Annotated in this window: 13 protein-coding genes; 12 read left to right on the top strand and 1 reads right to left on the bottom strand. The window is 65.5% G+C overall.

Annotated features, from left to right (window positions below; translation table 11 throughout):
* The first annotated feature begins 158 nt into the window (after positions 1-158).
* A complete protein-coding gene (locus JQ573_RS02095) occupies positions 159-1,412 on the top strand; it encodes a cyclopropane-fatty-acyl-phospholipid synthase family protein (RefSeq protein WP_212317749.1) in 1,254 nt (417 codons plus the stop codon).
* Between the two features lie 20 nt (positions 1,413-1,432).
* Here JQ573_RS02095 and JQ573_RS02090 read toward each other — a convergent pair whose 3' ends face one another.
* The gene (locus JQ573_RS02090; protein WP_409334686.1) at positions 1,433-1,660 is read right to left on the bottom strand and encodes a hypothetical protein; all 228 of its coding nucleotides are present in this window, start codon (positions 1,658-1,660) and stop codon (positions 1,433-1,435) included.
* A 127-nt stretch (positions 1,661-1,787) separates the two neighbouring features.
* Between JQ573_RS02090 and JQ573_RS40560 the strand changes: the two genes are divergently transcribed.
* From JQ573_RS40560 to JQ573_RS02040, 11 genes are all read left to right on the top strand, one after another.
* Positions 1,788-1,910: a hypothetical protein gene (locus tag JQ573_RS40560; protein ID WP_256437482.1), complete on the top strand. Its 123-nt coding sequence runs from the start codon at positions 1,788-1,790 to the stop codon at positions 1,908-1,910.
* A 290-nt stretch (positions 1,911-2,200) separates the two neighbouring features.
* A complete protein-coding gene (locus JQ573_RS02085; RefSeq protein ID WP_212317751.1) occupies positions 2,201-3,709 on the top strand; it encodes a replicative DNA helicase in 1,509 nt (502 codons plus the stop codon).
* Positions 3,710-3,757: 48 nt separating this feature from the next.
* Positions 3,758-5,056 (top strand): alanine racemase, encoded by a 1,299-nt coding sequence (alr, locus tag JQ573_RS02080; RefSeq protein ID WP_212317753.1) that lies wholly within the window; start codon positions 3,758-3,760, stop codon positions 5,054-5,056.
* Between the two features lie 24 nt (positions 5,057-5,080).
* Positions 5,081-5,851 (top strand): exodeoxyribonuclease III, encoded by a 771-nt coding sequence (locus tag JQ573_RS02075; RefSeq protein ID WP_212317755.1) that lies wholly within the window; start codon positions 5,081-5,083, stop codon positions 5,849-5,851.
* A gap of 360 nt (positions 5,852-6,211) precedes the next feature.
* Positions 6,212-7,015 (top strand): outer membrane protein, encoded by an 804-nt coding sequence (locus JQ573_RS02070; protein WP_212317757.1) that lies wholly within the window; start codon positions 6,212-6,214, stop codon positions 7,013-7,015.
* A 126-nt stretch (positions 7,016-7,141) separates the two neighbouring features.
* Entirely contained in the window at positions 7,142-7,867 is a 726-nt protein-coding gene (locus JQ573_RS02065; protein ID WP_212317759.1) for a sulfite exporter TauE/SafE family protein, read from the top strand.
* A gap of 93 nt (positions 7,868-7,960) precedes the next feature.
* Positions 7,961-9,442, top strand: a complete 1,482-nt coding sequence (gene radA, locus JQ573_RS02060) for a DNA repair protein RadA (RefSeq protein ID WP_212317761.1) — start codon at positions 7,961-7,963, stop codon at positions 9,440-9,442.
* Between the two features lie 170 nt (positions 9,443-9,612).
* Positions 9,613-10,248: a CvpA family protein gene (locus JQ573_RS02055; protein WP_050406454.1), complete on the top strand. Its 636-nt coding sequence runs from the start codon at positions 9,613-9,615 to the stop codon at positions 10,246-10,248.
* Between the two features lie 26 nt (positions 10,249-10,274).
* Positions 10,275-11,840, top strand: a complete 1,566-nt coding sequence (gene purF / locus JQ573_RS02050) for an amidophosphoribosyltransferase (RefSeq protein WP_212317763.1) — start codon at positions 10,275-10,277, stop codon at positions 11,838-11,840.
* A gap of 177 nt (positions 11,841-12,017) precedes the next feature.
* Positions 12,018-12,758, top strand: coding sequence for an SDR family NAD(P)-dependent oxidoreductase (locus JQ573_RS02045; RefSeq protein ID WP_212317765.1), 741 nt, complete (start codon positions 12,018-12,020; stop codon positions 12,756-12,758).
* Between the two features lie 197 nt (positions 12,759-12,955).
* Positions 12,956-14,092, top strand: a complete 1,137-nt coding sequence (locus JQ573_RS02040; protein WP_212317767.1) for a hypothetical protein — start codon at positions 12,956-12,958, stop codon at positions 14,090-14,092.
* The last annotated feature ends 66 nt before the right edge of the window (positions 14,093-14,158 follow it).

Here is a 14,158-nt window from a genome sequence, read left to right as displayed (position 1 = left end):
GCGTGCCGCATCCACGCAATTGTCACATTTTGGAATATCGGCTTTGACCACAACGCAATAGCGCGATCCAATTCCCTGCCTATGTTTGGGCCGGGGACACATTGGAGTGATCACTCCGGTGGTGTCAGTGTGCAGCTTGCCGTTCCGTTGGTGCTTCGATGGACCGATTGTTGCGATTTTTCTTGGGGCGCTTCATCCGCCGCGGTTCGATCACGTTCACGACCGCGAGCGGCGCCAAATTCACCTGTGGTGACGGCACGGGCATTCCCGTCGCCGCACGATTCATGACCAGGGCCGCAGAAGTGCGCGTTCTGGTCGATCCCGAGCTTTACCTCGGCGAAGCCTTCATGGACGGCACCTTCGTGGTGGAGCAAGGCAGCATCGCCGACGTGCTGGCTGTCCTGATGGGCCAGGCGGCCATGTTGCCGAACTTTGCCAGGATGCAGGCCTGGGTTCGGTTCCTCGGGCGGCGCGCCCAGCAGCTCAATGTGCGCGGCCGGTCCCGGAGCAATGTCGCCCGCCATTACGACCTCGACGGCCGCCTCTATTCCCTCTTCCTCGACGCTGACAAGCAATACAGCTGCGCCTATTTCGAGGCGCCGGACTCGACGCTGGACGACGCCCAGCTCGCCAAGAAACGCCACCTCGCCGCAAAACTCCTGATCAAGCCCGGCGACCGCGTCCTCGACATCGGTTCCGGCTGGGGCGGCCTGGGGCTCTATCTCGCCGAGATGAGCGGCGCCGACGTCACCGGCGTCACGCTGTCGACCGAGCAGCTGCAGATCGCCAACGCCCGGGCGGCGGAGAAGAATCTGGCGCATTCGGCGCGCTTCCTGCTGCAGGACTACCGCGACATCCCCGGCCCGTTCGACCGCATCGTGTCGGTCGGCATGTTCGAGCATGTCGGGGTCACCTTTTACGAAACCTTCTTCAAGCGCTGCGCCGAGCTGCTGAGCGATGACGGCGTCATGCTGCTGCACTCGATCGGCCGCTCGACCGGTCCGGATGTCACCAGCCCCTGGATCCGGAAATACATCTTCCCCGGCGGCTACATTCCTGCGCTCTCCGAGGTCATGCCGGCGATCGAGAAGGCCGGATTGCTGATCTGCGACATGGAGATCCTGCGCCTGCACTATGCGGAGACCCTGAAGGCGTGGCGCGACCGCTTCATGGCGCGGCGCGAGGAGGCCGTCCGGCTCTACGACGAGACCTTTGCCCGGATGTGGGAATTCTATCTGGCGGCCTCGGAGATGTCGTTCCGGGTGCAGAACATGATGAACTTCCAGCTGCAACTGACCAAGCGCCAGGGCGTCGTGCCGATGACCCGCGACTACATCGGGCGCGAGGAAGGCCGCCTCCGACTCAAGGAAGCCGGCGCTGCAAAACCCCGGCTGCAACTCGCCGGCGAATAGGCCTGAAAGAACCGGTATTGCTAGTTGCGCAGGCTGTAGACCGAGCCGCAATGCGCGAAGGTCGGCGCCGGACGCGCCAGGTGAGCCGCGGCGGCTGAAATCAGGCTGACGTCGCAGGGAACGTTCCGGACCTCCGGACGCGCCGCCTGCTCCATGGCCTCGACAAGCGACGCCACCCAGCGGCGGTCGATGCCGCCTGCCTGGCCAAGCCTTGGTCGCACTGTCTGAAACTCTCGAGCCATCGTCACCGTATCTTCCCTGAGCGGAGACAACCCGGAATCCGCCGGGTCGTTCCCGCGAACCTGCCGCAAAGAAAGTGCGACAGGTGTGATCTGCTTCACAGAAATCTGTTCCGGGCTGTCGTAGTGGTCCGGAATGACCCGAGAACCGCACCAGACGATGTTGGACCCGCAACGCGACCTCGTGACCGACTACGCCTTGATCGCAACTGGCGTTGCTGCCGCCTTGATCGCGCTGGCTTTCCTCATCCTGGTCTGAGGAACCGAGGCCAGCACCAACCTCGCCGCTGGTTGGGCGCGGCAGCCCGGAAAAAGGTTCAGGCCGCCCCGAATTTTTGCCGACCACATCTCCGATCGGTCGCGCCCCCTCCTTTCGAGCAAAACCCCCGTCAAGCGGAATGCGTCCGGCCGTGGCGGATTCACACATTGCGTTGTGTGAATCGTGCATAAGAAACATCCGTCCTTTCGCTTCGTGCCGGGCTGGCGCTTGATCGCGGCCCCACAGCCGAAAATCTCAGTAACGACGAAATCAGAAGAATAAGCTCGTCCATGGCCTTGATTGATTCGAACGTTCACAAGCTCGCGCCCGACGCCGCGTCCCCGACCTATCGGAGCGCGCCGCACAACATCGAAGCGGAACAGGGGCTGCTGGGCGCGATACTGGTCAACAACGACGCCTTCTACCGGGTCTCCGATTTCCTGGAGGCGAAGCACTTCTTCGAAGCCATCCACCAGCAGATCTATGAAACGGCCGGCAGCCTGATCCGGATGGGCAAGGTCGCAAATCCCGTGACCTTGAAGACGTTCCTGCCTGCCGAGCTGGACCTCGGCGGCATGACGGTCAACCAATACCTCGCCCGACTCGCCGCCGAAGCGACCACCATCATCAACGCACAGGACTACGGGCGTACCGTCTATGATCTCAGCCTGCGCCGCAACCTGATCCAGATCGGCGAGGAGATCGTCAACGTCGCCTACGACGCTCCGGTCGATTTTGCCCCGCGCGCGCAGATCGAGGACGCCGAACGGCAGCTCTACAGCCTCGCCGAAACCGGCCGCTACGATGGCGGCTTCCAACGCTTTGCGGATGCACTCACGGTCGCCGTCGACATGGCGGCCAAGGCGTTCCAGCGCGACGGCAAACTGTCCGGCATTTCAACGGGGCTGCGCGACCTCGACACCAAGATGGGCGGATTGCAGCCAAGCGACCTGATCGTGCTCGCCGGCCGTCCCGGCATGGGCAAGACCTCGCTCGCCACCAACATCGCCTACAACATTGCCAGGGCCTACGTCCCCGAGGTGCAGGCGGACGGCACCACCAAGGCGGTGAACGGTGGCGCGGTCGGCTTCTTCTCCTGCGAAATGAGCGGCGAACAGCTCGCCACACGTATTCTCGCCGAACGCACCGGCATTCCCTCCAGCCATATCCGGCGCGGCGGTATCTCCGAGCTCGATTTCGAGAAAATCCGCGACTGCTCGATCGAGTTGCAGTCGCTGCCGTTCTACGTCGACGAAACCGGCGGTCTCTCGATCTCGCAGCTCACCGCGCGCGCCCGCCGCCTCAAGCGGCAGAAGGGTCTCGACCTGATCGTGATCGACTACATCCAGCTGTTGCAGGGCTCGGGCAAGCGCGGCAACGACAACCGCGTGCAGGAAATCACCGAGATCACCACCAATTTGAAAGCGCTGGCGAAGGAGCTCAACGTCCCCGTGATCGCGCTGTCGCAGCTCTCGCGTCAGGTCGAAAACCGCGACGACAAGCGGCCCCAACTTTCGGACCTGCGCGAATCCGGCTCGATCGAGCAGGACGCCGACGTCGTGATGTTCGTGTACCGCGAGGAATACTATCTCGCGAACAAGGAACCACGGCCCGGCACCCCGGAGCACGCCACCTGGCAAGCCGAAATGGAGCGCGCGCTCGGAAAGGCCGAAGTCATCATCGGCAAGCAGCGCCACGGTCCGACCGGCACCGTCGAACTGCACTTCGAAGCCAGCGTCACCCGGTTCGGCGACCTCGCATCGGACGGACTGGTCCCGGATCGCCTCCCCTCCTACTAATGGTCGGGCACAGTTGAAGGCCGCATGCCCCGCGCGTACAAATAAGCCATGAACATCGTGACCGACGCGAAATCGCAGCTGACGCCCGAAGCCAGTTTGCTGGCGGCCCATCCGACCGCCACTGGCATCCTGACCGTCGACCTCGACGCCATCATCGCCAACTGGCGCAAGCTCGAGAAGACCGCGGTCCCGGCGGAATGCGCCGCCGTGGTCAAGGCCAACGCCTATGGTTGCGGCGCCGAGCAAGTGTCGCGTGCGCTGGCCAAGGCCGGCTGCAAGACCTTCTTCGTCGCCACCGTCGAGGAGGCCGCCGTGGTACGCGCGGCAGTTCCGCAGGCGACCGTGTATGCGCTCGGCGGCTTCTTCCAGCAGACCGGCGACGCCTACGCGAAGATCGACTGCAAGCCCGTGATCGGCGATCTCAACGAGCTCGCCGAATGGGACGTGTTCTGCCGCCGCTCCGGCTGGTCCGGCGGCGCCGCCATCCATATCGACACCGGCATGAACCGGCTCGGGCTGACGGTCAGCGAAGCCCAGGGCATCATCCCGCGGATCAATGCCGGCGATCACGGCATCACGCTTGTGATGAGCCACCTCGTCTCCGCCGAACTGCTCAACAACCCCGCCAACGCCAAACAGCTGGCGAGCTTCCGCGAGATCGCGAGCCTGTTCACCGGCGTGCCGGCCTCGCTCGCGAACTCCTCCGGCGTGTTCCTCGGCGCGCAGTTCCAGTTCGAGATGGTGCGGCCGGGCTGCGCGCTCTACGGCGTCAACCCGACGCCGGAGGCCGACAACCCGATGCAGCAGGTGGTCGACCTCAAGGCGCGCATCGTGCAGATCCGCAACATCGATCGCGGTGAGACCGTCGGCTATGGCGGCACCTGGACCGCGCGCCGGCCGACCCGGCTTGCGATCGTCTCCGCCGGCTATGCGGACGGCTATTTCCGCGCCGCCAGCGCCAATGACGGCACCCGTGGCGCCGAGGTCGTGGTCGCCGGCAAGCGCTGCCCGATCGCCGGCCGCGTCTCGATGGATTTGATCGCGGTCGACGTCACCGACCTCGACAAGAATGCCGTGCGGCGCGGCCACATGGTGACGCTGATCGGCGAAGGCATCACGGTCGACGAGGTCGCGCATCATTTCGGCACCATCGGCTATGAGGTGCTGACCAGCCTCGGCCGTCGCTTCGTACGCATCTATAAGGGCGGCGAGGCCGTCGCCGCGACAAGCGACGCGGTCGCCGAGAAGAGCGAGATAGCCGCCGCACCTGTAGTGCCGCCCACGCTGCCGACAACGCCGGCTGCGCCACCGCCATTGCCCGCCGAGCCTACGGCGCCCTCCGCCTGACGCGATCGAGGTTCGCGATTGCGCATGAAGATCGCGACCTTCAACATCAACAACGTCAACCGCCGCCTGCCGAACCTGCTGCGCTGGCTGAAATCGGCCAGGCCCGACGTCGTCAGCTTGCAGGAGTTGAAAGCGAGCGACGCCGAATTTCCCGCGGCCGCGCTCGAGAAGGCCGGCTACGGCGCGGTGTGGCAGGGACAGAAGACCTGGAACGGCGTCGCGATCCTCGCGCGCAGGGCCAAGCCGGTCTTGATCCGCACCGCCCTGCCCGGCGACGCCGGCGACCATGAGGCGCGCTACATCGAGGCCGCGGTGCGCGGCATCGTCGTCACCAGCCTTTACCTTCCGAACGGCAATCCGCAGCCCGGCCCGAAATTCGATTACAAGCTGGCCTGGTTCAAGCGGCTGCGCGCCCACGCCGCCAAGCTGCTCAAGCAGGAGGTCCCGGTGGTGCTGGCCGGCGACTACAACGTCGCGCCGACGCCTCTCGACATCTATCCGACCCGCTCCTGGGACAAGGATGCGCTGATCCAGCCGAAGAGCCGCGCCGCGTTCAAGGCGCTGGTCGATCAGGGCTGGTGCGATGCGCTCCGCACGCTGCATCCGGATCAACAGATGTTCACCTTCTGGGACTACAAGCGCCAGCGCTGGCCGCGCGATGCAGGCCTCCGGCTCGATCATCTCCTGCTCAGCCCCGACGTGGCGGCGCGGCTGGCGAAAGCCGGCGTCGACCGCGATGTTCGTGGCGAGGAAGGCGCCAGCGATCATGCGCCGGCGTGGGTGGTGCTGAAGTGATCGATGGCGGACTTGCGCCTCGTAACAATCAGCATTGTTGGTCGCGACGCGGATCGGATGATGCCGCACACACCACCGTCGTCCTGGCGAAAGCCAGGACCCATAACCACCGCATTTGATTGTGAACGGGATCGTGACCCCAGCGTCGCGCAACGGCTGATGCTTGGGGTAATGGGTCCTGGCTTTCGCCAGGACGACGTTGAATTTGTTGCACGGCGTGCGAGTCAAACATCCGCATTCTCGCGGCACGGGAGCCTGCGGTACACGCGAATGCGGCCGGATGTGGCGGACCGGGTACAGCCGGAGGTGGTGCAAATCGACTAGCCTGACATCGATTTGATTCATGCATTGGATCTGCCCATGAAGACATATTTCGTCGCCGCCTCCGTGCTCATGCTCGGCATTGCAAGCGCGTCCGCTGCCGACCTCGCCGCCCGCCCGTACACCAAGGCGCCCCCGATCGTCGCCGCCACCACCGACTGGAGCGGCTTCTATGTCGGCGCCAATGGCGGCGGCGGCTGGAGCCGAAAGTGCTGGGACATCGTGCCCTTCGCCATCACCAATCCGGCGCTCGGCGTCGTGAATTTCACCGGCCCTGAAGGTTGCCACACCGCGAGCGGCGCGACCGCCGGCGGCCAGATTGGTTATCGCTGGCAGCAGGCGGCCTGGGTGTTCGGCGTCGAAGCGCAGGGCAATTGGGCCGACCTTTCCGGCTCGAACCCGTCCACAGCCCCGCTGTTTGCAGGCTTCGCCAACCGCTCGAAGATCGATGCCATCGGCCTGTTCACCGGGCAGGTCGGCTATTCCTGGGGCGCCTTCCTGCTGTACGCAAAGGGTGGCGCGGCCGTCGTGCGCGATCGCTACGAGAGCTTCATCACGCCGGCCTTCGGACCCGGCGTGCCGGTCGGCTTCATCGCCGACCGCGGCAGCGAGACGCGCTGGGGCGGTGCGATCGGCGCCGGTACCGAATATGCGATCGCGCACAACTGGTCGCTGGCGCTCGAATACGATCATCTGTTCATGGGAACCAACAATGTTCACATGACCTACGATCCGGTGTTCATCGCCCAGCTCAACCATGACGAACGCATCCGCCAGGACGTCGACATGGTGACGGTGCGCGTCAACTACCGCTTCGGCAGCCCGGTCGTCGCGAAGTATTGACGCTGCGCGCGACGACACGCCCTGGTTCAAGGCGCCCTTGCGCCGTCTCGAACCATGAGGTCACACTGAGCCTTCGCTTTCGAGACACGCGTCCGGCGTGGCTCGGGATCACGTTCCGGAGTGCGCGTGGGCTTCCTGTTCGTCCTCATCGTCGGCCTGGTCGCTGGCACCATCTCAGGCATCGTCGGCACCGGCTCGTCGATCATGCTGATGCCGGTGCTGGTCTATCAGTACGGGCCGAAACAGGCGGTGCCGATCATGGCGGTCGCGGCCGTGATGGCCAATCTGTCGCGGATCCTGGCCTGGTGGCGCGAGGTCGACTGGCGCGCCTGCGCCGCCTACTCGATCACGGGCATTCCGGCCGCAGCACTTGGCGCGCGCACCCTGCTCGCTCTGCCTTCGCGCGCGGTCGACATTGCGATCGGCGTGTTCCTGATCGCCATGGTACCGGTGCGGCACTGGCTGGCGCAGCACAAACTCAAAGCCAATCTCTGGCATCTCGCAATCGGCGGCGCGCTGATCGGCTATCTCACCGGCATCGTGGTCTCGACCGGTCCGCTCAGCGTGCCGCTGTTTTTGTTTTACGGCCTCAGCAAGGGCGCGTTCCTCGCCACCGAAGCGGCAAGCTCGCTCGGGCTCTACGTCAGCAAGTCGGTGACCTTCGAGCGGTTCGGCGCGCTGACGCCTGACATCGCGCTGAAGGGCCTGATCGCCGGCGCCTCGCTGATGGCCGGCGCCTTCATCGCCAAACGCTTCGTGCTGCAAATGAAGCCGGAGGCCTTCCGCCTGATCATGGACGGCATCATGCTGGCGGCAGGCGTGTCGCTGCTGTGGTCGGCGGTGACGTCGTAGAATCCGCCCCACTGCGCATCAAACACCCCGCATTCCTCATTCCGTGCTAATGGGTGACGCGGATTCGAAACCACCGCTGAACCAATCCCATCCATGGCCAAATCAACCCTCTCCTTCGTCTGCCAGAACTGCGGCGCGGCGTATAATCGCTGGCAGGGCAAGTGCGACTCCTGCGGCGAGTGGAACACGCTGGCCGAGGAGGACACCACGGGCTCGGTGCCGGTCTCGATCCGATCGAAGCGCAAGGGGCGGACGTTTGCGCTGGAATCGCTGTCCGGCAAGACTCAGGACGCGCCGCGGCTGTCGTCGGGCATGGCCGAGCTCGACCGTGTCACCGGCGGCGGCTTTGTCCGCGGCTCGGTGCTCCTGGTGGGCGGCGATCCCGGCATCGGAAAATCCACGCTGCTGACCCAGGCAACCTCCATGATGGCGCGGGCCGGCCATCGCGCGGTCTATATCTCAGGCGAAGAGGCGGTCGCCCAGGTGCGGCTGCGCGCCGAGCGTCTCGGGCTCGCGGACGCGCCGGTGCAGCTCGCCTCCGAAACCTCGGTCGAGGACATCGTCTCGACGCTGTCGGAAGGCGCGGTGCCGCGGCTGATCGTGATCGACTCGATCCAGACCATGTGGACCGACACGGTCGAATCCGCGCCCGGCACGGTGACCCAGGTCCGCGCCTCGGCGCAGGCGCTCATTCGCTTCGCCAAGAAGACGGGGGCAACGATCATCCTGGTCGGGCATGTGACCAAGGACGGCCAGATCGCCGGCCCCCGCGTGGTCGAGCACATGGTCGATGCGGTGCTGTCGTTCGAGGGCGAAGGCTCGCAGCAGTTCCGCATCCTGCGCTCGGCGAAGAACCGCTTTGGCGCGACCGACGAGATCGGCGTGTTCGAGATGACCGGGCTCGGCCTGCGCGAGGTCACCAACCCCTCGGAATTGTTCCTCTCCGAACGCGAGCTCGGCAGTCCCGGTACCGCGGTGTTCGCCGGCATCGAGGGCACCCGCCCGGTGCTGGTCGAGTTGCAGGCGCTGGTGGCGCCGACCTCGCTCGGCACGCCGCGCCGCGCCGTGGTCGGCTGGGACCCGAGCCGGCTGTCGATGGTGCTGGCGGTGCTGGAAGCGCATTGCGGCGTCAAATTGTCCGGACATGACGTCTATCTCAATGTCGCGGGCGGCCTGCGCATCCAGGAGCCGGCCGCGGACCTCGCAGCTGCCGCCGCGCTGGTCTCCTCGCTGGTGAATGCGCCCTTGCCGACGGACGCGGTCTATTTCGGCGAAATCTCGCTATCCGGCGCGATCCGCCCGGTGGCGCAGACCCCGGCCCGGCTGAAAGAGGCCCTCAAGCTCGGCTTCGGCCGCGCCATCCTGCCCGAATCGGCCCGCGGCGATGGTGGCGGCGATAGCGGGCTCGCGCTGAACAGCGTCGGCAATCTGACCACGCTGGTCGCCGAAATTGCCGCGCGTGGGACGCCGCGAGGTGGCCGGGCCGCACCGAGGGACGACCAGGGCGGCTCCGGGGGCGCTGAAGCGGCTGAGAAAAATGCCACACCGGCCCGATTCCGTCGCGAGACCAGCTAAAGCAGGCGTGACGTATCAGCCCCCCGCCGCTATACATCCGGCGCGCGGGACTGGTGGTGTTGCGGCCTTGCCGAATGCTCCCGATGCGCCTCAGTTAGGACGGCACCGACTTTGCCGATTCGCGAGCCCTTAACAGCGGACCCAAACGTACCAGCGGACCTGACCAGCCGATGCCCATAACGATACTTGATCTCGTCCTGCTCGGCGTGATGCTGATCTCGGGCCTGCTTGCCATGGTGCGCGGCTTCATGCGCGAGATCCTGTCGATCGCGGCCTGGGGCGCCGCTGCGCTGGTGACGCTGTATGCTTTCTCGAAGCTGCTGCCGACCGCCAAAACTTACTTCAATAACGACACGGTCGCGGCCGTGGTGGTGGTGGCCGGCGTCTTCATCGGTACGCTGATCGTGGTCTCGATCATCACCGTGCGAATCTCGGACATGATCCTGGATTCCCGGATCGGCGCGCTCGACCGCACCCTCGGCTTCCTGTTCGGGCTCGCCCGCGGCCTGCTGATCGTGGTTGTGGCGTTCATGTTCTTCACCTGGCTGGTTCCGGACAAGCAGCGGCCCGATTGGGTGACCGGCGCGAAGTCCCGGGTGGTGCTGCAGGGAACCGGGGATTGGCTGATGGCGCTCTTGCCTGATGACCCCGAGAACACCATCTTAAAGAAGTTCAAGAAGAATAAGCCGGACGACGATTCTGCGGCTGATACCAACGATCAGGCAACGCCGGCGTCGGGCGATGGCTATAGCAAACCTGCGCGTGACAGCTTGAAAAAGCTGATCGAGAAACCCGCGGGCCGATAACTTATTTGGGCCCCTTACGAGAGGCGATGAACGAGATGCAAACCCCTTCCGATCACGCCGCCCAAATGGATCTCGATTTGGGCCCGATCGAAATGCAGGACCATCTTCGACAAGACCATCTCCGGGACAACGATTTCAGATACCACCCCGATCTCGATGGCGACACGCTCCGCGAGGAATGCGGCGTGTTCGGCGTCTTCGGCCATCCCGAATCCGCGGCGATCACCGCGCTCGGGCTGCACGCCCTGCAACACCGCGGCCAGGAGGCCGCCGGCATCGTCTCCTTCGACGGCGCCCGCTTCCACAGTGAACGCCGCCTCGGCCTGGTCGGCGACGCCTTCTCCCGCCGCGAGGTGATCGACCGCCTGCCCGGCAACGCCGCGGTCGGCCATGTCCGCTACCCCACCACCGGCGGCACAGGCCTGCGCAACGTGCAGCCGCTGTTCGCCGAGCTCAATGCCGGCGGCTTTGCGGTCGGCCACAACGGCAACCTGACCAACGGCCTGACCCTGCGCAGCGAGCTGGTCAAGGGCGGTGCGTTGATGCAGTCGACCACCGATACCGAGGTGATCCTGCATCTCGTGGCACAGTCGAAGCGCGCGCGCTTCATCGATCGCTTCATCGAGGCGTTGCGCGCGATCGAGGGCGCCTACGCGCTGGTCGCGCTGACCAACAAGAAGCTGGTCGGCGCCCGCGACCCGCTCGGCATCCGTCCGCTGGTGCTCGGCGATCTCGACGGCCATCCGATCCTGACCTCGGAGACCTGCGCGCTCGACATGATCGGCGCGAAGTATGTCCGCGACATCGAGCCCGGCGAGATCATCGTGTTCGACGAGCTGGGGGCGCACAGCCACAAGCCGTTCCCGCCGAAGCCGGCCCGGCCCTGCATCTTCGAGTACATCTATTTCGCGCGGCCGGATTCGATCGTCGGCGGCCGCTCGGTGTACGACGTGCGCAAGGCGTTCGGCGCCCAGCTCGCGCGCGAGAGCCATCCCGAGGTCGACGTCGTGGTGCCGGTGCCGGACTCCGGCGTGCCCGCCGCAGTCGGCTACAGCCAGTATTCCGGCGTGCCGTTCGAGCTCGGCATCATCCGCAACCACTATGTCGGGCGCACCTTCATCCAGCCGACCCAGACCGTGCGCGAGCTCGGCGTGCGCATGAAGCATTCGGCGAACCGCGCCGCGATCGAAGGCAAGCGCATCATCCTGATCGACGACTCGCTGGTGCGCGGCACCACCTCGAAGAAGATCGTGCGCATGATGCGCGACGCCGGCGCCCGCGAAGTGCATTTCCGCCTCGCCTCGCCGCCGATCCTCTATCCCGACTATTACGGCATCGACCTGCCCGACCGCGGCGGCCTGCTCGCCGCGACCCATTCGCTCGAGGAGATGCGCGACATCATCGGCGCCGACTCGCTCGCCTTCCTGTCGATCGACGGCATGTACCGCGCGATGGGGTATGAGGGGCGCGACCCGGCCAATCCGAGATTCGCCGACCATTGCTTCACCGGCGCCTATCCGACCCACCTCACCGACCAGAACGAAACCGAGGCCCCGCCGCGCCAGCTCTCGTTGCTGGCCGAGGCGAGCTGACGCCCCATCCACGGTGTCGTCCCTGCCTAGGGCGCGATTGCGCTCCGGAGCAGGGACCCATACCCATCGGCCCTCGTTTTTTCGGGCGGTATCGGTTACGAACACCTTTGCACAGCACAGCCGCCGCGGCGTATGGGTCCCTGCTTTCGCAGGGACGACGACGATAGAGTTACGTTCATGACCAAACCCCTCGCCTCCCGTATTGCCCTCGTGACCGGCGCCTCGCGCGGGATCGGCTATGCGACATCCGTCGCGCTGGCCAAGGCCGGCGCGCACGTCGTCGCGGTGGCGCGGACGCAAGGAGGGCTGGAAGAGCTCGACGACGAGATCCGCAAGGACGGCGGCAGCGCCACCTTGGTGCCGCTCTCGCTGACCGATTACGACGGCATCGCGCGGCTCGGGCTCGCGCTGCATGAGCGCCACGGCAAGCTCGATATCCTCGTCGGCAACGCCGGCACTGCCGGCCCGTCCTCGCCGCTCGGCCATATCGAGCTGAAACCGTGGAACGACGTGTTCGCGATCAACGTCACCGCGAATTTCCAGCTGATCCGCTGCATGGACCCGCTGCTGCGCCAGTCCGACGCCGGCCGTGCGGTGTTCGTCACGTCAGGCGTGGCGCACAAGGCCAACGCTTATCTCGGCCCCTATGCCGCCTCGAAGGCTGCGCTGGACGCGCTGGTGCGCTCCTGGGCCAACGAGACCGCCAACACGGCGCTGCGCGTCAACCTGTTCAGCCCCGGCCCGATCCGCACCCGGATGCGCGCGCAGGTGTTTCCCGGCGAAGACCCGATGACGCTGGATACGCCCGACATGGCCGCCGAATTCATCGTCCCGATGTGTTCGCCCGCGTGGACCGAAACCGGCAAGCTCTACGACTACAAGGCGCGCACGCTGCGGAGCTTCCAGCCGCCGGTGTAGATTCGTTCTCTCTCTCCCGTAGCCCGGATGGAGCGAAGCGCAATCCGGGACAAATCTCCCCGCGGGGAAGCTGGCCCCGGATTTCGCTTCGCTCCATCCGGGCTACCCACCTCCTTGCGATTGACTCGTTCCCCTCCCCGCGATTGACTGCCCTCCCCAAGCGGGACGCCCCGCCAAGAAAAATCTCGGGAGGCATCATGACGCCGACGTTCAATCGCGCGCGCTCCATTCTGTCCGGATTGTTTCTCTCCGCCGGCATCGCATCATCAGCCCTTTTTGCTCCGCCAACGCCCGCCAGGGCCGGTGACGTCCCGACCTTCGCGGTCGACGCGTCGTGGCCCAAGCAGCTGCCGAACAACTGGATCATCGGCCAGGTCGGCGGCATCACCGTCGACTGGCAGGGGCATATCTGGGTGGTGCACCGGCCGCGCTCGCTGACCGACGGCGAGAAGGCGGCGAGCCTCACCCCGCCGCGCGCGAAATGCTGCGTGGCGGCGCCGCCGGTGCTCGAATTCGATGTCGACGGCAATCTGCTGCGGGCCTGGGGCGGCCCCGGCGACGGCTATCAATGGGTCGGCCGCGAGCACGGCATCGAGGTCGACGAACGCGGCTTCGTCTGGATCGGCGGCAATGCCGATGACGACAGCGCGATCCTGAAGTTCTCGCTCGACGGCAAGTATCTCGGCCAGATCGGCAAGATCGCAGCCCGCACCAACAGCAACGACACCACCCAGCTCGGCCGCCCCGCCGAGATGGCGATCGACAAGGATGCCAACGAGCTCTACATCGCCGACGGCTATGGCAACCGCCGCGTCATCGTGTTCGACGCCACCACGCTGGCCTACAAGCGGCACTGGGGCGGCTACGGCAAGCTGCCCACCGACGACAAGCAGCCGCCTTATGATCCAAGCGCCGCGGTGCAGGAGCAGTTCGGTAATCCCGTGCATTGCATCAAGATCGCCAATGACGGGCTGGTCTATGTCTGCGACCGCAGCCAGGACCGCATCCAGGTATTCCAGAAGAACGGCACCTTCGTCAGGGAATGGTTCTACGAGAAGAACACCCGCGGCGACGGCGCGGTGTTCGACCTCGCGCTGTGGCCCGATCCGAAGCAGACCTATCTGCTCAACGCCGACGGCGCCAACAACGAGATCCGCGTGCTGAAGCGCGACGACGGCAGCGTGGTCGGCACCTTCGGCCATAGCGGCCGCAATGCCGGACAGTTCGCCCTGCTCCACGTCATGGCGGTCGACCAGAAGGGCAACGTCTACACCGGCGAGGTCGAGGGCAAGCGGATCCAGAAATTCAAGCTGACCTCGGATGCGCTCAAATAAGCGGCACCCAGAGCTTCGGTTCTGATTGAATCATGACGCTTCGACGCAGCTCATCCGGCTTTATGC

The sequence above is a fragment of the Bradyrhizobium sp. AUGA SZCCT0105 genome (assembly GCF_018129565.1).
In the GTDB taxonomy this organism is placed as follows: Bacteria; Pseudomonadota; Alphaproteobacteria; order Rhizobiales; family Xanthobacteraceae; genus Bradyrhizobium.
Note: the sequence above shows the minus strand (reverse complement) of the source record. Positions and strands in the feature narration are given on the sequence as shown.